The 21,861-nt window shown below is 32.0% G+C and carries 19 protein-coding genes; 7 read left to right on the forward strand and 12 right to left on the reverse strand.

Going from position 1 to position 21,861, the window contains the following annotated elements:
• Window positions 1-34: 34 nt before the first annotated feature.
• From arsM to NNL09_RS20785, 3 genes are all read right to left on the reverse strand, one after another.
• Window positions 35-826 carry an arsenite methyltransferase gene (arsM, locus tag NNL09_RS20775; RefSeq protein ID WP_196910052.1) on the reverse strand — a complete coding sequence of 264 codons (792 nt, stop codon included), beginning with the start codon at window positions 824-826 and terminating at the stop codon, window positions 35-37.
• Window positions 827-902: 76 nt separating this feature from the next.
• The gene (gene sigZ, locus NNL09_RS20780; protein WP_196910051.1) at window positions 903-1,448 is read right to left on the reverse strand and encodes an RNA polymerase sigma factor SigZ; all 546 of its coding nucleotides are present in this window, start codon (window positions 1,446-1,448) and stop codon (window positions 903-905) included.
• 209 nt (window positions 1,449-1,657) lie between these two features.
• Window positions 1,658-3,691, reverse strand: coding sequence for a sensor histidine kinase (locus NNL09_RS20785; protein ID WP_025665676.1), 2,034 nt, complete (start codon window positions 3,689-3,691; stop codon window positions 1,658-1,660).
• Window positions 3,692-3,827: 136 nt separating this feature from the next.
• Between NNL09_RS20785 and NNL09_RS20790 the strand changes: the two genes are divergently transcribed.
• Both NNL09_RS20790 and NNL09_RS20795 read left to right on the forward strand, forming a co-directional pair.
• Window positions 3,828-4,688: a hypothetical protein gene (locus NNL09_RS20790; protein ID WP_196910050.1), complete on the forward strand. Its 861-nt coding sequence runs from the start codon at window positions 3,828-3,830 to the stop codon at window positions 4,686-4,688.
• A gap of 13 nt (window positions 4,689-4,701) precedes the next feature.
• The gene (locus NNL09_RS20795; RefSeq protein ID WP_196910049.1) at window positions 4,702-6,936 is read left to right on the forward strand and encodes an FAD/NAD(P)-binding protein; all 2,235 of its coding nucleotides are present in this window, start codon (window positions 4,702-4,704) and stop codon (window positions 6,934-6,936) included.
• A 98-nt stretch (window positions 6,937-7,034) separates the two neighbouring features.
• Here NNL09_RS20795 and NNL09_RS20800 read toward each other — a convergent pair whose 3' ends face one another.
• Window positions 7,035-8,360, reverse strand: coding sequence for a S41 family peptidase (locus tag NNL09_RS20800; protein ID WP_196910048.1), 1,326 nt, complete (start codon window positions 8,358-8,360; stop codon window positions 7,035-7,037).
• Between the two features lie 244 nt (window positions 8,361-8,604).
• Between NNL09_RS20800 and NNL09_RS20805 the strand changes: the two genes are divergently transcribed.
• The 3 genes from NNL09_RS20805 (at window position 8,605) to NNL09_RS20815 (ending at window position 11,309) form a co-directional block, all read left to right on the forward strand.
• Entirely contained in the window at window positions 8,605-9,633 is a 1,029-nt protein-coding gene (locus NNL09_RS20805; RefSeq protein ID WP_196910047.1) for a sensor histidine kinase, read from the forward strand.
• A gap of 1 nt (window position 9,634) precedes the next feature.
• Window positions 9,635-10,330: a LytTR family DNA-binding domain-containing protein gene (locus tag NNL09_RS20810; protein WP_196910046.1), complete on the forward strand. Its 696-nt coding sequence runs from the start codon at window positions 9,635-9,637 to the stop codon at window positions 10,328-10,330.
• Between the two features lie 106 nt (window positions 10,331-10,436).
• Window positions 10,437-11,309 (forward strand): M48 family metallopeptidase, encoded by an 873-nt coding sequence (locus NNL09_RS20815; RefSeq protein WP_196910045.1) that lies wholly within the window; start codon window positions 10,437-10,439, stop codon window positions 11,307-11,309.
• A 155-nt stretch (window positions 11,310-11,464) separates the two neighbouring features.
• On the opposite strand, the gene NNL09_RS20820 is transcribed toward NNL09_RS20815, so the two are convergent.
• The 8 genes from NNL09_RS20820 to NNL09_RS20855 all read right to left on the reverse strand — a co-directional run bounded on the left by NNL09_RS20820 (window position 11,465) and on the right by NNL09_RS20855 (window position 19,799).
• Complete coding sequence (locus NNL09_RS20820; protein ID WP_196910044.1) at window positions 11,465-12,256, reverse strand: glycosyl hydrolase family 18 protein; 792 nt, start codon at window positions 12,254-12,256, stop codon at window positions 11,465-11,467.
• Between the two features lie 360 nt (window positions 12,257-12,616).
• A complete protein-coding gene (locus NNL09_RS20825) occupies window positions 12,617-13,147 on the reverse strand; it encodes an NADPH-dependent FMN reductase (protein ID WP_025665668.1) in 531 nt (176 codons plus the stop codon).
• Window positions 13,144-13,569: a MarR family winged helix-turn-helix transcriptional regulator gene (locus NNL09_RS20830; protein WP_196910043.1), complete on the reverse strand. Its 426-nt coding sequence runs from the start codon at window positions 13,567-13,569 to the stop codon at window positions 13,144-13,146. The genes NNL09_RS20825 and NNL09_RS20830 overlap by 4 nt, the downstream gene beginning before the upstream one ends.
• 146 nt (window positions 13,570-13,715) lie before the next feature.
• The gene (locus tag NNL09_RS20835; protein ID WP_196910042.1) at window positions 13,716-14,783 is read right to left on the reverse strand and encodes a helix-turn-helix domain-containing protein; all 1,068 of its coding nucleotides are present in this window, start codon (window positions 14,781-14,783) and stop codon (window positions 13,716-13,718) included.
• Window positions 14,784-14,874: 91 nt separating this feature from the next.
• Complete coding sequence (locus NNL09_RS20840) at window positions 14,875-15,978, reverse strand: type 1 glutamine amidotransferase domain-containing protein (protein ID WP_196910041.1); 1,104 nt, start codon at window positions 15,976-15,978, stop codon at window positions 14,875-14,877.
• A 203-nt stretch (window positions 15,979-16,181) separates the two neighbouring features.
• Entirely contained in the window at window positions 16,182-16,358 is a 177-nt protein-coding gene (locus NNL09_RS20845) for a hypothetical protein (protein ID WP_196910040.1), read from the reverse strand.
• Between the two features lie 245 nt (window positions 16,359-16,603).
• Complete coding sequence (locus NNL09_RS20850; protein WP_196910039.1) at window positions 16,604-17,401, reverse strand: DUF6503 family protein; 798 nt, start codon at window positions 17,399-17,401, stop codon at window positions 16,604-16,606.
• Window positions 17,402-17,414: 13 nt separating this feature from the next.
• Entirely contained in the window at window positions 17,415-19,799 is a 2,385-nt protein-coding gene (locus tag NNL09_RS20855) for a TonB-dependent receptor domain-containing protein (protein WP_231389104.1), read from the reverse strand.
• A gap of 236 nt (window positions 19,800-20,035) precedes the next feature.
• On the opposite strand from NNL09_RS20855, the gene NNL09_RS20860 reads away from it, so the two are divergent.
• Window positions 20,036-21,097, forward strand: a complete 1,062-nt coding sequence (locus NNL09_RS20860; protein ID WP_051476060.1) for a sensor histidine kinase — start codon at window positions 20,036-20,038, stop codon at window positions 21,095-21,097.
• Window positions 21,094-21,819, forward strand: coding sequence for a LytTR family DNA-binding domain-containing protein (locus NNL09_RS20865; protein ID WP_196910037.1), 726 nt, complete (start codon window positions 21,094-21,096; stop codon window positions 21,817-21,819). The genes NNL09_RS20860 and NNL09_RS20865 overlap by 4 nt, the downstream gene beginning before the upstream one ends.
• The last annotated feature ends 42 nt before the right edge of the window (window positions 21,820-21,861 follow it).

The raw sequence follows: 21,861 nt of genomic DNA on the forward strand, positions 1-21,861 counted from the left end.
AGGCAATTTTTGTTGTTAATTCATTCTATCAAAATTACTTTTCTGCATAAACCCCTAGGCTAATAACTGCGTTATCACTTGCCTTAAACTTCTCTAATTCTTCGGGGCAGCATACATATTGTAGTAGCACATCATCTGGCATTTCAATTTCTCTTTCTTTTGTAATGGTAATGTTTTTAAAACCAGCATTTTTTATAGCATTAATATATTCTTCTTGTTGTAATGCTCCAGAAATACAACCCGCATACATTTCGGCTGCTTCCATAATACCCTTTGGCAAACTACCTCGTAAGACAATGTCTGACATACTAAAGTGCCCTCCTGGTTTTAAAACACGATATACCTCTTGATAAGCTTTCTCTTTATCTGGAACCAAGTTTAATACACAGTTGCTAACAGAAACATCAATAGAATTATCTTTCAGTGGGAGATCTTCTATTTCACCTAATACAAAATCCACATTATCATAATCCAATTTCTGTTTATTTTCATTGGCTTTTTCAATCATAGCTTCGGTCATATCCACACCAATTACATGACCAGTATCTCCAACAATACGGCTGGCAACAAACACATCATTTCCTGCTCCAGAACCTAAATCGAGAACTGTATCTCCTTTTTTGATTTTAGCATGTTGTGTAGGGATTCCACAACCCAATGCATAATCTGCTTCTGCTTCATAACCATCTATCGATTCGTAACTCTCACTAAGTGTCCAGTCTTGCGCCGGTGAGCCACAAGCTGTTGGTCCGCAACCACAGCCTGCACCAGAATTAGCTACTCTTGTATATGCATCTTTTACATGTTCTTTAATTTCTTGTGACATACTATATCTATTTTAAAGTGTTTTTAATTTATTTTCACTCTATAGACGTCACATCAAAAAAAAGACGCAAGAAATTTTATTCGCAAGTTTTATTACAACTTTTGGTTTTATAGTCTATAACACCTCCATAGACATCAGTAGATATTAAACAACATTGCTCGTAGGTAGCTTTGAGCATTTCTCTGCCCCGTTGTATACGTGATTTTGCCCCTGAATATGAAATATTTAATCGTTCAGCTATTTCTTTTTGAGGTACATTTTCAATATCAGCCAAAATAACGGCTTGTTTATATTTTTCTGGAAGTGAATTTATAAACGGACTTAGGCAATCAATAAGTTCTGAAGTAAGGTTTTCATTTGATGTCTCCGATACTTCAATATCTTTGGTAGTTCTATTGTATTTAATTTTTCTAAAATGTGAAATGATTTCATTGCGTGTGATTTGATATATCCAAGACACAAGTTTTTCTTTGTTTTTTAGGGTATTAAATTTTGTAAACGCTTTTAGAAACACATCTTGAACGATATCTTTGGTTATTTCGGAATCATTAACTTTTCCATTAACAAAATTGGTTAATCGATCATTCATATCATTCCAAACGTGTATAATCTCATTACTCATAGTAGTAAAAATAAATCTTTGATTTATTTATAGACGTAAAGAATCAAAAAAGACGCAAAAATTATTACTTCAAACAAATTTTCCTACTTTACCTATCAATCATTTTATTCAATAAATATTATATTACTAAAAAAGTATTCAGCTCACAAAATCATTATTGTTTTAGAGAAGTATGAATTATCAATTTCGTTAGAAGTTTTTAAAGAATATTAACTTTCAACTTTTTCCAAATGATCTTTAGAATCAAAAGAAATGATAAATTTGGTTCCGACACCTAATTCACTTTCACAGTGAATTTCGCCATCCATCGATTCGATATATTTTTTAACGATAGATAACCCTAATCCAATAGATGCCTCTCCTTCTGTGGGTTGTGCGCTAAGTTTCTGAAATCTCCCGAATAGTTTCTTTTGATCCTCTTTACTAATACCTGGTCCTTGGTCTTCTACCACAACATATGTTCTAGCATCATGGGATTTTACATGTAATATAACTTCACTTCCTCTTTCAGAAAACTTGATGGCATTAGAAACCAGATTTTCTAGGACCTGGATCATATAGTTTTTATCCACTTCTACAAAGTGATTTCCTGGTTGTGATGTAGTAATTATTTTAATCTCTTTATCCTCGGCGGTAAGACGAAAACATCTTACCACATACTTCACCAATTCTAACAAATCAATAATTTGATTCTTTAATTTAACCCGATTTGTTTCTAATGCATGTATATTTAAGATACGGCCAATCATCTGCGAGAGGCGATCAGCTGAGTTGTCAATTTCGGTTAAATAGGACACCTGATCTTTAGTCAAATCTAAAGAGGTAACATCAATTAATTGTATTAATAATCGTATATGGCTCAGCGGAGTTCTAAGATCATGAGCAACTATATTAACCAACATATCCTTTTCCTTGTTCAGGTTAACTAGTTCTTCATTTCGAATAGCGACTTCTGCCGTTCGTTCCTTGACCTTCTTTTCAAGTATTATATTTTGCTCCTGAATTAGTCTTTCATTTTCTTTGGCTGCCAACAGCGCTTCTAATTGTGCATCTTCTTTTTGTTTTTTGTACATATTAATTCGATCACCCAACGCAAATGAAAGCAGTAAAACTTCCAGAGCCGAACCAATCTGCATTGCATTTAAATACGTCATCACAAAAGTGAGATTTAAAGACTCGAGAATTGCAAAACATATACCAATGATAAGGGCTCCCCAGGCTAATAAATAATATTTGGCTGGGCGATATCCCTTTAATTTAAATCGAATACCTAAGATAAGAAAGTATGATGCCATGATTAACAGACCTCCCTGTGATAATTTCAGACCTTCTATTTTAAAGCCCAGTAACACAAGAGCACATACCAAAATACCAATAACAAGAAATACCATAGATCCCTTGTGCATAGTAGAACCGGATTCTTTGGTGTTTAAAAATTTTTGAGTAAATAAAGTAGCGGTAATCATCGTTAATCCAGAACTAACGACTACAACTTGATTAATGAAAGGGGTATTTGGCCAAAAGTATTCGAAGAAGTAGCCAAATATTGAAGCCATAAACCAGGTTATACTAAACACATAAGCAATGTAATAGAGGTATATTCTCTCTCTGGTCGAAAAATATAAAAAGAGATTATATAGAAAAATCAAGAGCATAAACCCAAAATAGATCCCTTGCAAAAAGTCTAAATCATGTTCATAATCTAAAAAATTAGGAAGTGTTCCTACTCGAAGCGGGAAAAACAAAGGTTGATCACTCTTTACCCTAAGGTAAAAAGTTCGCGTACTATTTACATCAAAATCAAGAGCAAATAGATAATTACCAACTTCAATTTCCCTGGTATTAAAAGGTAAATCATCACCAGTGTGTCTGGTAGAAATTAATTGATTTGCCTCATTAAATTCATAAAGTGATATCGAATCTATGAACGCCGAGCCAACATTCAGATAAAAATCGCCCGGTATGACCTTAGTAATTTTAAATTTCAGCCAGTAAGCGGAAGCTGTACTAGAGAAATTTATGGTTTCTTGAGTATACGCTTTAAACTTGGTTTCAAGGTTGTTATTTCTTGTTTCTTCAATAGATAGTCTAAGCGAAGTATCCTCCAAATATTGCGTTTGTTTTCCAATATCATGTAATTCTGTTGAATCATCAAGAAGGATAGTAGTTTGACTAAATACATTAAGAGGAAACAATAATATAATCGATAAAAACCCCAAATAGTATTTAAAATATGCTGTCATTCTTAATGTTTAATAGTTTGAGAAATCATTTTTTGCTCAACAAGGAAATTTAATATATCATACTACTTGAATTTCCTAAAATATCTATTGTATATAATAATTTTACTTGTAAGTTTATAAACCTTTTTACTAATATATGAACAAACTCGAAATACTTAAGAAAAAAGCCAAAGGAATTGTACTTCATGCCTCCGAAACTCCGCAGAATCGCTATAAATTACGTTACGAATTCTATCAAAAATACGGAGAACCTTTCATTAAAGGAAAAGAAGGACTGGGAAATTCTGAATTAGCGTTTATGGATTGGGAAATAAAAAGAGGAACTCTTAATTCTATAAATGCACAACATCCTGGTAGTCTGTGGTGGAGATCAGTAAACAGTCATTTTTTATATTTAGGGACACTTGCCCAATTGATCTATGAATCTGGTGAGACGTTTCCGGATCTACCTGTGCCTGTTAATTTTTGGTTGCAGTATATTCATACACCCGATGAATGTTCCTGGTATCATGCTCATAACTCTAGTATCATTGCCGGGTATCAAGTAGCCGATTCGTTAGCGTTTAAAGAAAATATTTATGAGCAATATTTTATGAATATCGTGCTTTATCGTGTATTGTATGCTCAGTCAATGGTTGAAGGTGTGAGTTTTGGAATTTTAGGTGAAATATTTAGCAATCCGCGAGGAGCTGCAGTTTCTATCCTAACAGATATTGAAGCCTTTTATCCAAGTCATTATCCATTATCTAAAAAAGATATTGAGTATGTTACGCATCGGGCACATAATCTAAATGGATTGATTGAAGATATTTTCGACAAGCTTTTTATCATACCACATTTAGATGAGTTATATACCGAAGCCGCCAAATGGAACAAATCTCCAATAGTATTAGAATACATCAAAAATAATAAACCGCTCTATCCGATTAGTGAGAGTGAATTTAGTTCAGCACATTTCAATACAAAATTAATAACTAAGAAAATCCATACTCTTTAAAATTAATAAACCAATGCAAAACTCAGAAAACAAAAAGAAAATAGCCATACTAGGTAGTGGTATGTCATCACTAACAGCCGCTTATGAACTTAGCTCTTACGAAAACTGGCAAGATCATTATGATATCACCATTTATCAAATGGGTTGGAGACTAGGAGGAAAAACCGCTACTGGTAGAGGTCCAAACGAAAGGATTCAGGAGCATGGTATTCATATTGCCCAAGGATGGTACGAAAATGCTTTTCGATTGATACAAGACTCTTACAAAGAATGTGAGCAACATAATCTAATGCCCGATAGCCCCTTTAAATCCTGGGAAGAAGCTTTTGATCGGGAAGATACTACCCTACTCACTCACTTTGACCCTAAAACAAATCAATGGATCAAAAAGAATATCATATTCCCATCTAATGAGTATATACCTGGTCAGGGCGGTCCTTTACCTTTTTCGGCCATTATTCATAAAGCAGTAGGTCTAGTCTCCGAAATTTTGTTTGGTACCGATCCAAATAAGAATAGTCTAGTAAGCATGGCTTCTGAATCTGCTAAAGAAATCAAACCACCTGAGCACCATCCGCTTTGGGCAAGTTTTAAGTCTAAATTTGAAGCGTTTGTAAAGGATAAACTCTTTAAGCATGAAGGTGAAAAACTATTGAATTATATATCAGAATTAGTTGAGAACCTGACCAGTGAGGATCACGATCATGCACAACGAAAAGAGCATCATTCTATGATCAAAGAACTATTCGACTTACTTTCTAAATGGGTAGCTAAACTTATTGATTCGATAGCCGATCACAACGAGTATTTCTATTGGTTAGCCGTATTTGTAGAATTCGGACTTGTAAATATGAAGGGAACATTTGAAGATGTATATAACTCAGAGACTCATGAGTTGGATTATGATCGTATTAACGATTTAGATTACCGAGAATGGCTTAAAAACCATGGAGCAAGTGAACGATTGTTGAGTTCTGCTATGGTAAGATTTCTTTATACAGGAACCTTTCACAACCTTACTGGATCTAATCACCAGGGTAGTTTGGCAGCTGGAGTAGGGCTTCATTTTCTAACAAATTCTGCAGGGTATAAAGGATCTTTTGTATGGAAATTCAAAGCAGGAACTGCAGATACTATGATTACTCCAATTTATTTAGTCCTTAAAAACAGAGGTGTGAAATTCAAATTCTTTCATAAAGTAGAACAGGTACATTATTCTGATTCTAGAGAAATAGAAAAGATATCTATGGCCGAACAGGTTACCTTAAAAAATGGGACTTACACTCCTACTTATAAATTTAAAAATCTGGATGTATGGCCCGGAGAGCCACTTTATGACCAAATAGATGACCAACAGGCCAAAGCACTTAAAGAAGGGCAATATGATCTCGAAGAAGCCTGGTGCGGTTGGGAGAATGTTGGTAAAATATCTTTAGAAAAAGGTAAAGATTTTGATGATGTAATTTTGGGTATCCCTATTGATGTTTTGGGTGGTGATGAAGGCATCTGTAAAGAGATTATTGATAATAATGAGGCATGGAAAAATATGTACAATCATGTAAAAAGTATCCCTACCATGTCTATGCAATTATGGATCAAACCTACCTTAAAAGAACTAGGTATGAATTTACCCGATTGGGGCTTTCCTGAAGGGTCATTACCTAATCTGGTTACGTATGCCGATCCTCAATATTCATTTATAGATATGTCGCAGGTGATGCCATATGAGGATTGGAAAAGTGATGAACCTGGGGTTTTGATATATTATACAGGATCGTTTCTAGATCCAGAAGTGATACCTCCATACTCAGATCATAGGTATCCTCACGAGCAATTAGAACGTATCATGCGGGTTTCAGAACAATGGTTAAAAGATAAAATGGGTTGGTTTTTTCCGAATGCCACTACTCTGGAGTATCCAGAAGGAATGAAATTAGATGTAATTCATGATTTCTCGAAAAATGCCAAAACCGATTATAGTAGGTTAAAAACACAGTTTTTTCGTGCTAATGTAAACCCAACAGATAGATACACACTATCACTTCCTGGTTCTAATAAATATCGTCTTAAAGCTAATGAGTCTGGTTTTGATAACCTTATCCTAACTGGAGATTGGATCAATTTTGGCGTTAATGTAGGGTATTATGAAGGAGCTATCGTTGCAGGTCTTCAAGCTGGTCAAGCAATTAGAGAAAAACTTGAATTGCCAAGTGAAACAGAAATTTTTTCTGGAGTGAAATTGAAATAGTAAAACGAAATACTTTCACAATACAAAAAAAGGTCGATTACAAGTAGTAATCGACCTTTTTTATGATTGTTTGTTATTGAATCATTTTATATGCATCTTCAATTCTTATCTTTTGTATAAGTGTCGGATCTACCATAAACATTCGTTGTCATTAATGCTTCGACCTGATCATTTTTTCTTAAGAATAGTAACCTCACATCGGTAAGTTCACCGTATTGAAAGGTTGAATTATCAATCGGAGTTAATTTAACTTTTGAGTCGGTACCACTTTGATAATATAACACTCCGTTTTCTAAACTAATGGCTAGATTTGCATACGTACCTACATAACTTTTTAAAGAAGATAAAGGAACATTTACTGGAGTTTGGACTGCTTTTAAGGTACCAATATGCCAATCATAAAAATCATTTCTAAAAGCATCTGTATTAACGCTTTTTAATGAATCTAGAGCTTTTAAATGAGCAGATATTAGTGCATCTTTTTCAGAAGTTTTTATATGCGGAATAACCCCTACTCCTTCCCAATTCGAATTTGTAATCGGGTTTATTGCTCGCCCTGTAGAGGTCCAAACTTTGAATTTTTTTGATATCTGAAACGATTCACCAGGATGTGCCCCTCCACCAGAAGTTTCACCAATAATTACCGCACGTTTTAAATGTTTTAGGTTATATGAAAATTCCTCAGCTGCAGAAAATGTACTACTACTGGTTAGTATATATAACTGTACATCCGGTAATCTTTTTCCCGGAACATATGGTAAGGTCCAAAATTGTTCATTGGTTTCATCAACTCTATTATAAAATGTGTTTAAATGAATAGGATCGCCATCAAAAAAATAGCTGGATAGCAACTGAACCATCTGTGGATACCCACCTCCATTATTTCTTAAATCAAAAATTATAGCATCTGTATTACTCAAAAAATTCATTGTAGCAATTACGGTTTCACTTGCATATTCTGGATCACGAAAACCTCTAAAATTTATATATCCAATATTTCCATCGAGGATTTTAACTTCTTTAAACGTAAAATTATCTCTCTTCTCCATTTCTCTCATTTTTTCAAGAAACTTCTCACGATCTTCAGCACTCATTTCTGTAGATTCTCTTCCTCGACTTTCAGGATTATAAAAAACTCTTAAATGTTTATCATGGTTTATTGACTGTATGTCCTTGGTAAGGATTTTTGCCAATTCTTTTGGATTACTTAAACTCTTATAATGATCTTTTTTTAAGTTGCTATTAATCAATTCTACTATTGTATTGGCAATTTCTGGAAATACATATTTTTCCTTTATTACTTTTCCAACTGCATCGATAGTTTCCTTAATTTCTTTTGTTGTTAATTTTTCAATATTCTTTTGAGAATAACAAGTTATAATGGTAAAAAGGAAAAATAAAATAAATACATCGCGTTTCTTCATTTTTTTTATCGTATTAAGAAGCATTAGCTTCAAATTTCTATACCACAAAAATGAATCAAGCGATTTGTGTTTTAAAATTATATAGATAAACTTAAAATTTTAATAGACGTTTTATAAGATTTCGTCTATTTAGAAAACTCTACTTCTCGAGTTTATCTACAGTTACCCTTCTTTTATATACAGATAGCTCCTAAACAGCTCTTTTTTTTAATAAGAAAATGATAATTTGATTATCTTCCCAGTTATGATTTTTAACAAAAAAAGAATCCTTAGTCATATTATATTTTGGGTGGGAATTTTTCTTTTCTACATTTTTTCTTCTAGTCATCCAGAATTGTTTGAACAATCTATAGAAACAACTTTGTTTAAACTCCCAATATTGATGATAGCTGCCTATACTTTCAACTATTGGCAAATACCACGCTATTTAAAATATAAAAAATACGTTGCTTTTGGGTTATCTATGATTTTTATGATTATCATATTAGTTCTACTATTTCGTATAATGGGATATTATCATCTGGACAAATATTGCGCAGATGGTCCTTATCCACTAATTAGTTTAGACGATTTTCCATTTTATATGTTGTCATTCCATTTTCCTGCCTTGATCATGTATTTCTACAAAACCAATAAAGAGCAAGAGTTAGAAAAACAAAAAGTGTATCAATTAGAAAAAGAAAAAATAGCTACAGAGCTTAAATACTTAAAAGCGCAGTTAAATCCTCATTTTTTATTCAATACACTAAACAATTTATATTCTTATGTGATTACCAAATCTCCTAAAGCACCAGATATGGTATTGCAACTTTCAGAAATTTTAGATTATATTTTATATAGAAGTCAGCAAACATCAGTTCCTTTGGTCGAAGAGATTCATACTATAGAAAATTATGTAGCATTAGAACGAATTAAATATGGTAAAAGATTACATGTTATTTTTGAAAAAAATCACTTTAAAAATGAACAACCAATAACCCCACTATTATTGCTATCTATTGTCGAAAATGCTTTTAAACACGGGGTTAGAGGAAATATTAAAAAACCAGAAATAAAAATTACACTTGAACAATTTGACGGATATATAGAGTTTGGTGTTTGGAACACAAAACCAGAAACCGAATACAATCATAAAACAGAAGAATATAAAAGCGGAATTGGTCTTGTTAATATTCAACGGCAATTAGATTTAATCTATCCCGAAAAACATAAATTTGAGATTGATGAATCTGATACGTTCTTTAGCTTAAAACTGACTTTAAAAACAAATTAATATGGTACGATGTTTACTTGTTGATGACGAATCTCCTGCAATTGATTTGCTGAAAAATCATATAAAAATGCTTGATGATCTAGAAATTGTTACCAGTTGCTATAGTGCTGTAGAAGCTTTTGAGGTCATCAAAAAGGAAGAAATTGATTTGTTATTTTTAGATATTGAAATGCCCGTTTTAAAAGGTTTAGATTTTCTAAAAACATTACAACACCCCCCTAAAGTGATTATTACCACAGCCTACAGAGAATATGCAATAGAAGGATATGATTTGGATATTATAGACTATTTATTAAAACCTATTTCTTTTGATCGGTTTGTAAAAGCTATTGATCGCTATTATGAAAGAGTACAATCTTCTCCTTTGGCTATTGTCGAAAAAAGCGATACATTTTTTTATGTAAACGTAAACAAAAAACACATTAAGATCATATTTGATGAAGTTCTATATATTGAAAGCCTAAAAGATTATGTAAAAATCCATACTATTCACCAAAAATTGGTAGTTAAAAGTAATATTGGTAAAATAGAAACTCAACTCCCTTCATCTCTATTTCTACGTACCCACCGTTCTTATATTGTTGCTATCGACAAAATTACTGCATATACACAAAAAGATATAGAAATAGATACTATAGAAATCCCAATCGGATCTAGTTACTCTAACAAAGTCTTCTCTTTATTATCACATACTTAGACACTTTTATAGCTTTTATCACTGGTTAATCTAACATCATCTACTTTTTAAGAATAGTATTCATATCAAGCATAATTTTACCATAAATTAATTCAAAAATGTAGATATGAACATGTTTAAACATCTAAGTATTTTTTTAGTTATAGTAAGTTTTTCATCTTGCCAATCCCAGAAAACAGAACGTGAAATCGAGGACGATTTTGTCAAAAAGTACGCTCCTTCTAATTTAAATACTCATGGGTTTACCCTGCCTGTAGACTCAAAAGTATCAGAGGTACATCAACTCTTTAATGATTTGTCGAAGAACTTCTATTTTTACGGAGATAAAGAAGAGTTTGAAGAGAAAGCGGCAAAGATTATGAAATTAGATCCCAATTATCCTAGTGGTTTTCTAATGGGAGGGTTTTATGAACAAGACCCAGAAAAATATAAAGAAAAAGTAACTAAAGCATTTGAACTCTCTAAAGCAACAACATTAAAATCAGAGCGAGATATTATGCAGGCAGAGTATTATCTATTGGTAAAAGAAGACTATTCTAAAGCTCAAGAATACTTTCAAAAAGTAGTGGATATGTATCCAGACAGCGCTGCGGCTGTTTGGTCTTTAGGTATGGCATATTATTACAATAGTGAATTTGACAAGGCCTTAGAATGCTACAAAAAGAGTACAGAATTAATACCAAATCTACCCAAAGGCTATGAGTTTATGTCCGTTATGTATTATGCAAAGAAAGACTATAAAAAAGCACTAAAGTATCTCGAAAAAGCAATACAATATGGAGCTAATGCCAAAAATGATTTTTACTATGCTGAATATGTAGCAATGGTGTATAACAGAAATAAAATGTATAAAAAAACCAAAGATTATATTGAAACTGTAAGCACGTATGGCGAATTGTATAAAAACAGTGAGATGTTAGGAAAAATATCTGAAATTGTTACAACAAAATTAGATTCGATACAATCATCAAAATTGTAAAGCGGGTCTTGTTCTAATAATGATAAAAAACAATTAATAATCCCTGAAGTGTAGTTCAGGGATTATTTTGATAAAGAAATTTTATGTATGTTAATTTTCATAATCATCTAAAAATCAAACAAGAAAATCACATTCTGCATACATTATAGCTCCGACTACTTCATTTCAACCGATGCCATGCTATTAATGATCGTATTGGCTGCATCAAAATTGGTGTCGTCATTAATGTTGAACTCCATCATCCCCCCCTTGTTACCGTTGGTTGGTTCCCAAGCTGCTAGTTGTTTGGTTTCAGAAAGTGGTGTTTGCCAAGGATCACCTCCAATTCCAATCAAAACATTTTCATTTCCTACAATATCAGCATAATATCCAAATTGAGTAATCATCGTGTTATAATCCCAAAAATACCCCATGGTCATCACATAATCGAATATACCCACAGTTGGTTTCAATACAATCTTATCGCTGTATATCTGGTAACCAACATAGCTCAATATCAATCCTGTATTGGACTTAGGGCCAAAATATTTTCCCAAGGCAACCATAACGTCAACAAAGTTCTGATTGGGTATTACACCTCCTCCTTGTTCAGGATCGATGTCAATTCCGTCAAAACCCCATGATACGATCAAATTATATAGATTTAATGCAAAAGTATCTGGATCAGGAATGGTATTCCAGATAAGAGTAGCATTTGGAGGGATTATAGAGGCGCAAACCTTTACTCCTTTAGCTTTCACTGCTGCAACTTGTGTCTGGATTTCGCTCCAGGAAGTACCTCGAGAGGTAAGGTAGTCATAGTTTATACTGGTTCCTGAAGTAGTAGATTCTAGATTAAACAGAAACAAGTTGATAATATCGATCCCTGCGGGTAGTGATTGAAGGGTTGGTGGGTTAGACTTATACCCCAACCAATAGACAACGAACTTTTCATTAGAAGTATTCATATTGATAATATTTATTGATTAATAAAAAATACTACTGGAATTTATGCCTTTTTTCAGTTAATTGTAAGAGTATATATACGTGTTTTCAATCTAAGTATATCCCCTTAGAATCTATACATATTTGTGAGTATTAACTCAAATTGATTGATTAGAATTATAGGACATTTTTAAAGAAAACCTTTAGTCTGAGGTTCTAAATTCACTACTTGGAAAAGCTCTCTGCCCCTTCACTCCTGGGATTAGCCCATCTATGTTTTTATATCCGTGTATAGATTTTATTTTCTTATTCATAACATATACATTATTTGTAGGTACATATATTTTATTAAAAAAATAGCAAAATATAATTTTGTTATCTTTTTAAATTGCTTTTTGTAATAGTTTAATTTTTTGGTTTAAATCAGTATTTAGTTTCTCGTTCTTTAATCCTTCTTCCGAAAAATTATCATAGAAAGATGGTAAAGAAAAATCTGCAATAATATTTCCCCCTAAATGTGGAAATGTCATTTTCGCTCCTTGAAGAACTCCCAATCCACCTCTTCCTCCTGGAGAAGTCGACATTAATAACATAGGTTTATTCTTCCATACCTTTTGGTCTATTCTTGATAGCCAATCGAAAGCATTTTTAAATGCTGTGGTATATGATCCATTATGCTCTGCCAAAGAAATTACCAATGCATCTGCAGATTCTAAAAGGTTATCTAATTTAGTTGCATCTTCTGGTATTCCATTTTCTGTTTCTAAATCAATACCATATATTGGTAAATCAAAATCATTTAGATCTGCTACTATTATTTCAGAATTTTCAATTTGGTTTGCTGCGTATCTTGCCAATGTTTTATTCATTGATTTTTTGCTATTGCTTCCACCTATCGCTACTATTTTTTTCATTGTAACTGTCCTTTTAGTTTTTTAATTAATTGTTTTAATGTATCTGCTTCTTCAGCATTAAGATTATTCATCATAGGTTTGTGAAAATCATGAACCTTTTTGTCTAATTTTTTCAATAGTTCAAGACCTTTATTAGTAATTATAATATCCATTTTTCTCCTATCTTCGGTACAAAGTGTTCGTTCAACAAGTCCTTTTATTTCTAGTTTATCAACAATACGAGAAACATTGCTAGAACGTTGTACCATATTTTCTAATATGGTGTTTACAGAAATAGGTTTGCCTTTGGCTCCTCGTAATATCCTTAATACATTAAACTGAGGTTCGTAAATATCAAACTCCTTTAGCTCTCTTGTTATTGAATCTGTAATCCAATGTCCTGTTCTTATAATCTCAAAAATAGCTTCAAAATAAATATTCATTACATGTACATTATTTGTAGGTACAAATATATATCAAAAATATGAACTGTACAAATTGCATCTACATTGCACATATGCATCTACTCTCCTATAGTTACTATCTTTTTTTAAGAAGTTGAGTCAAATCTCTTTTAAACATTCAAAAATCAAACTCTACCTTTTCTATATGATGATGGAGTCATGCCTTCAAATTTCTTAAATGCGCCATTAAAAGAGGAAAGACTACTAAAACCTGTATCAAAAGCAATTGATGAAATCGTATATTTATCACTTCCTGCACTCGAAAGTAGTTTCTTTGCTTCTTGGATTCGATAATAGTTTATAAAATCATTAAAATTTTGCTTAGCATATTGATTAATAACCGATGATGTTAGTTGTGTGGTTTTTCCTATCATGGTACTCAGTTTTGCCAGAGATACATCTGGTTCGAGGTATAATTTAGTATCAATAACCAATTTTGAAATCTCATCAAATAAGAGGTTATTGTTGTTTGCTTTAAACACATCACCATCCAGATCTGTTACTTTAAGTTGGAATGCTTTATAGCTTAAAAAATAGATAATTACCGAATATAATATTGGGCCTACAACATACGGTACGGTTTCATCTAATATGTTTAGAACATAAGATCCCCAGATGACCACAAAACCAATAATTAAGAGGTGTAACCAATTTAATATTGCGCTACGAGATTTTGTTTGTTGCTCTTGCTTATAGTGCCTCTTTGCGCGTTTTAAGGTTCTCCAGGATAAAACTATATAAAAAGCGAAGTGTAGATATATAAAAACAAGACCACTCGAAAAAACGATAATAACCAACTTGCTGTTTTCATACCATTCTTTGGTCACAAAAAGACTAGCGATAAAAATCAAAGCAAATGGAACGAATTCTAAAATATAATACTTGGGTAATTTAAAATTAGGGCGTGTCATCCCAAAAACATACCACCTTAAAAGTGGTCCGATTAGTAACAAAAATGCTAATCCCGCAAAAATAAATATAGGCTCCAGACCATCACCAAAATTTAACATGACCGATTTACCTATTCTAAATGCCATACATACAAGAATGAATGCCAGTAAAAGATTACTCAATGTCTTTTTCTTTTTAAAAACACTTAAGTAGAAGGCAAATAATACCCCATGCAAGAGTCCTGCACTACTAACAATTACAAGTAATATATCTAAAAAACTCAATGGAATTATTTTTTCCAAATGTAGGGATATTTAAAATTCAAAGAAAGTACAAACCAAGTATTGATTTGTACTTTAAATCTAAGATAAATACTGCTTATGCTATAAACCTCTATATGTTTTTGGATTCTCCTTTTGCATATGATGTTAAACTAACAAGGTTAAAAAACCGTCCAATACTACCTTTCATAATTGCAACAACACTATGTACAGCAATAAGTTGTCTGGCCAAAGGTTTATTTTCTACAGTCGATATTTGTTTAATTAATTCTTTGGCTTTCTGAGTACCTCCTTCTTCATATGCAATTAAGACTTTCATAGCATTTTCTTCGGCTGTTATTTCTCTATGCTTTGGTGTATATCCCAATGCCGAAATCATAGTTTCTGCTAATATCCATGTAGACCAAGGATTTTGACCTGTTATCAAGTTTTTATCATAGCTAATATGTTCCAAATACGTGGCTCCCTCATTAAAACGTGCACCCTGAGCTACTAGTTTATCTTGTAAAAGAAAAGGAAATATTTCTTCGGCATCTGGAATAAGTAGTAATTCCTCATTATTAGTAAAACTACTCACTTTTTTGTTTTCTAGTAATGGGCGACCGGTATCGAGAGTTACATTTACCAAAGCTGCCGGCCCATGACATACTGCGCCAACCACCTTATTTGATTGATATAAATGGCGTACAATATTTTGAATGTCCTTATTTTGTGGGAAATCAAACATTGCCCCTTTTCCTCCTGCAAAAAATACAGCTTCATACACATCTGGGTTAATATTTTTTACCGGAATGGTATGTTTTACTTTATGTTGAGCAATGCTATCGTTTAAAAATGCAAAATCATATTTCCCCATATCATCATCATCAATCACAACTGGTGGTTCTCCTCCCAACGGGCTGGCAATATCGACTTCAAAACCATTCGCTTGAAAAACGTAATAGGCACGTGACAATTCGGTTAGTTCATAACCCGTACTTTTATCGGTGCTCCCCATAGTAGCTGTGCTTGTCACTATAGCCAGGATTTTTCCTCGTGAGGGTTGGATGTCTTCAGATAAATATGGTAAATCAATTGTTTGTGTAGTAGACAAATCGGTACCCATTTCTTCTATAGGTAATAAACTCATAAACCACCAACCGAAAATAAAAAGAAAGACGATTATACTGCCAAAGACAATTAGAATCCATTTAAGAATTGGATATTTTTTAAACATAACATGATTTTTAGAATTACAGTGCGAAGTACTACCAAAATCATTGTAAAAACTGTCGAAATGATAATTCCGTCAGACTAAATTATGTTTTGAATACCTTATGTAGTAATCAGATAAGCAAAAAAGAGACCATCTATAAAGATGATCTCTTGAATATTCTAAAAATAAATTCAATTAGAATTTTAATATTATTAAAAGAAATGTTAGCATATATATTGACCGCTCCAAGGCAAATAACAACATACCTTAACACCATCTACATATATAAATGAACCATCTCCACCACAAGGGCGGCTTGGACCTGCGCTTCCGTCGATACTTTTTTGCTTATCTTTAGATAACTCTTTAGCTCCTGTTACATTTAAAAGTGCTTTTTTCATAATTCAGAATTTTAGGTTTTAAGAATATTTTTTGAATAGAATTTAACTCTAAATTTAATGTTTTTTAATACGGTAATCAATCACATTAATTAAACTTTAGGAATTATGTTACAAACGATCATAATATAAAAGCCCATCACCAAAATGATAGACTTTTACAGGTAGAATTGGCTAATTCATTACCATATACAGTCGATATGGTATTACCGTTACACTGCATTGTGTTCCTTACCAACATGTGGTTTTTATTTTGCTAGTAATTCTCTTTTAAATCCGTTATTAAACTTGACATTTGTAGTGGTTTGTTCATACAATACTTTACCTTTAATATTACCATCCCAATCTGCTGGAATTACTTTTCGCTTTGCCATAAAAGTATATCCATTAACGGTTTCATATTCTATTTCCATAAGAGATATCCCTAATGCACTTCCTTTTACAGTAAACAAAAATCTATCTACAAGAAGAGTAGTTGGATTAATATACAGTATAAAATCATCCTGAACATCCCCTACTCCTTTTTCAAAACCTATTTTTACTATGCTGTAATTTACCTTGTTATATACTCTATCAGGAAGCTGCGTATACAAAATACCTTTATCTAATAACTTAGGCATCATAGTAAACCAGTAATAATTAGCTTTACGCAAAAAATCAGAACTTCGTAATGTTCGTGTATCTGTTATCTTAGTGTTTTCAATAGTTATCCACGAATTACCTGTACTTTCGTAATATTGGGTAACTATTCCTTTCTTTTTAGGAAGTACAAATACGTTATGTGTTTTATATTGTCCCCAAGACACTTCTCCATTAAAAATATAACGCTCTACAGAAATATCACTTTTCTTAGTCTTTGGGCTATAAAAATCATAGGTAAACTCAACATCTTTTAGCTTTTTAAGTAGTTCATAATTTCCTGTTCTAGCAACCATTTTTTCTATTAGGGCTTTAGCAGAATCGCTATTTGATAATTCCTTTTTTTGGGCAAAGGTTATGTTAGCCAGTATACAAGCTATACATGTAATGTATATTCTCAATTTCATAATCTTGTAATTTTTATAAGAATTTGTCAGTTTTTTCATTTTTGTCACGTTTTTTACGTTTTAGTCTTTTGTTTTTTCCTCCACCAAAACGGTAAGAAAGTCCAAAATAAACAGATTGGCTATCACGTCTAAATTCACCATCCTGAATAACAGTTCTATAAGCTTCAAAAGCAAATCTTTGTGTTCTGAAAATGTCATTAAAATTAACACTAAAAGTTCCTTTTCCTTTGGCAAAATTGTAACGGGCACCGGCATTTACGAAAATATTGTCTTTTAATTCGTACTGTAATATTTTTTGCGGACCACTATAAAAAGTAAAGATTTGGAACGTTAAGTTTTTAGAAGCTTTAAAACTATTATTAAGTCTTGCATTTAATAAAGTATTATTAACTTTTACATTTTGACCTTCAATAACTCCTTTTTGTGTTCTGGTATACACATCAAAGTTTGCATTAAAATTCCACCATTTTATTGGTCGGTAACTTACCGAAAATTCAACTCCATAAGCATCATTACTATCAAAATTTGCATAATCAAGAATAAGTAGTGTTGGATTGTTTTGATCAAAATAGCCTATTCTATTAATCTCATCTTTAATTTTTCTATAAAAGCCACCAAACGTTATATTGCCTTTATTTATTTTTCTGTTATAATTGAGTTCGACCGAATTGGTAAACTGCGGCCTTAAGTTTGGGTTACCTATGATAATAATCTGCGGAGTACTAATTCGTCGTATAGGACTAATCTGGGTTAGTGATGGCCTATCAATACGTCTACTAAAACTTAATTGATATGAGTTTTTCTGCTCTTCGTCAGGAGTATATTTCAAAAACCCAGAAGGAAATACATTAAAAAGGTGATCTTTAAAACTATCTTGTGGCTCCCCTACTTCATTAAATTGAGTCGTTACATTATAATCTTCTAATCGAACTCCAATATTATATTGCCATGTATTAAAGTTTTGACTAAACGTTGTATAAAACGAATAAATATCTCTATCATAAGAAAAGGTCGAATTTCTAAAATCAATGCGACTCGTTTCATAAGAGTTATCGGTACGTCGCAGACGCGTTTCTACTCCAATTTCTACGATTGACTTCTCGCTAAGAGGGTTTACATAATCAAGATTTACTGTCGTATTTGTTCGTTTATCATCAACAATTTCTGTATAATTATTTATAGGTGAATTTCCTGCGAACTTAAAATCGTTAGCAATATCACTTTGTAGTGTATTATAATCTAATTCGAGTTCTATGGTATGTCCTTCTTTAGCAAAAGAATGTAGAAAATCAACATTATAAGTCGAATTTATATTATCTCTTTTTATTGTATCAAATTGTATGAAGTTTGAAGCAGTATCGTTAAAAAAAGTAAGTGTTTTTTTACCTTCTAAATCTGCATTAAACAAATTTTGATTGGTATACACCGAAAATGTGTTTTTTTCGTTAATGTAATAGTCGACACCTACTTTAAATAGATGTGATGTACGACCATTATTATTTTTGGTTAACTGATTCGTTTGTTCTATAGTTCTGGTAACAGTTCCATCTGTTATTTGCGTCCCGAAACGATTGCCATAGCTCCCGTAAAAATTAGTTTTCCCTGTTCTGTAATTTAGACTCAGCGAATTATTAAATCGTGCTTTTTGCCCAAAAGTTACTCCAGAGTTTATGGATCCATTAAATCCTAAACGAGTACTTTTTTTTAGGATGATATTAATAATTCCACTCATGCCTTCGGGATTATATTTTGATGAAGGACTTGTAATCAGTTCTATAGTTTTGATTGATGTAGATGGTATTTGTTGTAATAGATCGGTAGCGCTAATATTAGTTGGTTTTCCATCAACCAGAATACGAACATTTTCATTACCACGAAGAGAGATTTCACCATCTTGATTAACACTTACCGAAGGAATATTACTCATAATATCACTGGCCGAAGCACCGGCAGTAGTTAAATCTTTTCCTACATTAATTACCTTTCTATCAATCTTTTGTTCAATAGTCGAACGTTCGGCTGTAATTTCGACTCCTTCAAGAGCAACAGCTTCTTCTTCGATTAAAATAGTTCCAAAATCGATTTTATTGTTTGATTTGGTAATTGCAATACTCTTTGTAACTGTTTTGAAACCAATAAACTGAACTTCAAAATCATATGCTCCAAAAGGAATTTTATCTACAAAAAACACTCCCTTGTCATTTGTAATCCCACCAGTTGTGATCTTATCTCCGGATTTAACAATTATGTTCACATAAGGTATAGGTTCTTGTGTATTTTGATCTAATATTTCTCCTGTAACTGTACCCGATTGCCCATACATACCTATAGAAATAAGGAAAAGGAATATAAATGCATGCTTTCTATTCTCTAAAAGGTTAGGTAAGATTGTTTTCATAAAGTTCATTCTCAAAAAAATTATGGTTTGAGCGGCTAAATTATATGAAGAGTAAACCCGTATAAAAAAAACAGACAGAAGCAGTATAAGTGATGCCATAGATTGGGTTACTGCCGATCTATGATTTTGTCTACGGGAAATAGATTTTCGACACCACAAACCCTCAGTTTGGTGTCCTATACGAACTTGGGTTCTTTTAATTTGTACCTTTACAATCAATAGAAATAGAAAACGATATGTTACATAAAATCCAAAGCTTTCTGGAAGTTTCAAGATTCAAGTACCTCATATTTGGGCTTTTGATTTTTGTCTTTTCCGCTTCTACCGCAAGTTGGTATTATGCAACAACTGAAGAATTGTTAATCACGTACAGTATAAGAGCTATATTACAAATTGCCATGTCCTATGTGATTATAGAATTTTTAATTGTACATCTTTTAAATAAGGGTAAGGTCTTGATTTTTTGGATATCAATCATAATAACACTAGTTACTTTTTACCTTATTTGCACCTTAACGTATATGTATTATTTTGAGCCTACCTTCCCTGCAACGTATGTAAATTATATAAAACGTTTTACCGATGCTTCACTACTAGGGAGGTTTACCAACATAGGTGAGTTTATATCAAAATCATTGTATTTACTGTATCCAACATTCTTAATCCTGGTATTAAAACTTTATACAGAGAAACAACGTTTACTAAAGTTAAACGAACAGAAAAGAACAACCGAGCTTGCTGCATTAAAAAATCAATTAAATCCTCACTTCTTATTTAATACATTAAATAATTTACATGCATTGGCCTTAAAAAAGTCTGATGACACTACCAAAGTAATTCAAAAGCTTTCTAATATTCTCGATTATATCTTATATCGTTGTAACGAAAATTATGTATCATTAGATAAGGAAATTGATTTAATCGAGAACTATTTATCCTTAGAAAAAATACGATATGCCGATAGAGTAAAAATCTCATTTAGTAAAAATGTAACAGGACAAGAAAAAATAGCTCCTTTATTATTGCTCACATTTATCGAAAATGCATTTAAACACGGTGTTAAAGAAGAAATAAATCAAGCAAGTATCGAAATCAACATCTCTAAAAAGGAAGAGCAATTAGTGTTTAATGTAAAAAACAGCAAACCGATGGGAGTTGATATTTCTATGAATAAAGATTCTATAGGGCTAAAAAACATAAAAAAACAATTAGAATTACTGTACCCCAAAGCATATGATTTGATTATTGAAAACAAATCAAATTCATTTTCTGCTAATCTTAAATTAGATATTATATGAGCTATACATGCTTAATTATAGACGATGAACCTTTAGCCAGAGAATTAATCGAAACGTATTTAGATAAACTACCAGATTTTGAATTAATTGCTTCGTGCTCAAGTGCTATTGAAGCCAGTTCGATATTAAATACAACAAAAATAGATTTACTTTTCTTAGATATTGAAATGCCAGTATTAAAAGGCACCGATTTTTTTAAAAACCTTGTCTACAAACCTCAGGTAATTTTTACTACTGCTTATCGTGATTATGCAGTAGATGGATTTGAATTAAATGCTGTAGACTATTTATTGAAGCCAATATTTTTTGAACGTTTTTTCTTAGCCATTCAGAAGTTTTTAAAACAGGAAAGAAAATCCATTTCGTCTGATTCACCAGAAGATACTGTACATAAGAAAATAGATTTTGTTTTTGTAAACAAAGCAAAAAAACAAATAAAAGTACTTTTTGATGATGTTCTGTATGTTGAAAGTTTAAAGGATTATATTAAAATTCATTTAGAGAATGAAGCACTAACGATTAAGGAAAGTATTTCTAGTTTTGAAAAACGTATTGATAAACGTTTTATTCGTTTACATCGTTCTTATATTGTAAATAGCGAAAAGATCACTGCATATACTAAGAATGATGTAGAAATAGGAAGAATTGAAATTCCTATTGGAAACAGTTATAAAGATAACATGCTAGCTTTTTTAAATGACTTGTATAAAAGCTTCTCATAAAAAACAGGTATACAAACATCAAAACAACTTCAAAAATCTATT

The sequence above is a fragment of the Aquimarina sp. EL_43 genome (assembly GCF_943422735.1).
Lineage (GTDB): Bacteria > Bacteroidota > Bacteroidia > Flavobacteriales > Flavobacteriaceae > Aquimarina > Aquimarina megaterium.

Coding starts and splice junctions, on each gene's coding strand:
- NNL09_RS20845 (WP_196910040.1), bottom strand. CDS start 16,358: ATGAAAAAAGCACTTTTAAATGTAACAGGAGCTAAAGAGTTATCTAAA.
- arsM (WP_196910052.1), bottom strand. CDS start 826: ATGTCACAAGAAATTAAAGAACATGTAAAAGATGCATATACAAGAGTA.
- sigZ (WP_196910051.1), bottom strand. CDS start 1,448: ATGAGTAATGAGATTATACACGTTTGGAATGATATGAATGATCGATTA.
- NNL09_RS20830 (WP_196910043.1), bottom strand. CDS start 13,569: ATGAATATTTATTTTGAAGCTATTTTTGAGATTATAAGAACAGGACAT.
- NNL09_RS20805 (WP_196910047.1), top strand. CDS start 8,605: ATGATTTTTAACAAAAAAAGAATCCTTAGTCATATTATATTTTGGGTG.
- NNL09_RS20825 (WP_025665668.1), bottom strand. CDS start 13,147: ATGAAAAAAATAGTAGCGATAGGTGGAAGCAATAGCAAAAAATCAATG.
- NNL09_RS20840 (WP_196910041.1), bottom strand. CDS start 15,978: ATGTTTAAAAAATATCCAATTCTTAAATGGATTCTAATTGTCTTTGGC.
- NNL09_RS20790 (WP_196910050.1), top strand. CDS start 3,828: ATGAACAAACTCGAAATACTTAAGAAAAAAGCCAAAGGAATTGTACTT.
- NNL09_RS20815 (WP_196910045.1), top strand. CDS start 10,437: ATGAACATGTTTAAACATCTAAGTATTTTTTTAGTTATAGTAAGTTTT.
- NNL09_RS20795 (WP_196910049.1), top strand. CDS start 4,702: ATGCAAAACTCAGAAAACAAAAAGAAAATAGCCATACTAGGTAGTGGT.
- NNL09_RS20855 (WP_231389104.1), bottom strand. CDS start 19,799: ATGAAAACAATCTTACCTAACCTTTTAGAGAATAGAAAGCATGCATTT.
- NNL09_RS20850 (WP_196910039.1), bottom strand. CDS start 17,401: ATGAAATTGAGAATATACATTACATGTATAGCTTGTATACTGGCTAAC.
- NNL09_RS20800 (WP_196910048.1), bottom strand. CDS start 8,360: ATGAAGAAACGCGATGTATTTATTTTATTTTTCCTTTTTACCATTATA.
- NNL09_RS20785 (WP_025665676.1), bottom strand. CDS start 3,691: ATGACAGCATATTTTAAATACTATTTGGGGTTTTTATCGATTATATTA.
- NNL09_RS20810 (WP_196910046.1), top strand. CDS start 9,635: ATGGTACGATGTTTACTTGTTGATGACGAATCTCCTGCAATTGATTTG.
- NNL09_RS20865 (WP_196910037.1), top strand. CDS start 21,094: ATGAGCTATACATGCTTAATTATAGACGATGAACCTTTAGCCAGAGAA.
- NNL09_RS20820 (WP_196910044.1), bottom strand. CDS start 12,256: ATGAATACTTCTAATGAAAAGTTCGTTGTCTATTGGTTGGGGTATAAG.
- NNL09_RS20860 (WP_051476060.1), top strand. CDS start 20,036: ATGTTACATAAAATCCAAAGCTTTCTGGAAGTTTCAAGATTCAAGTAC.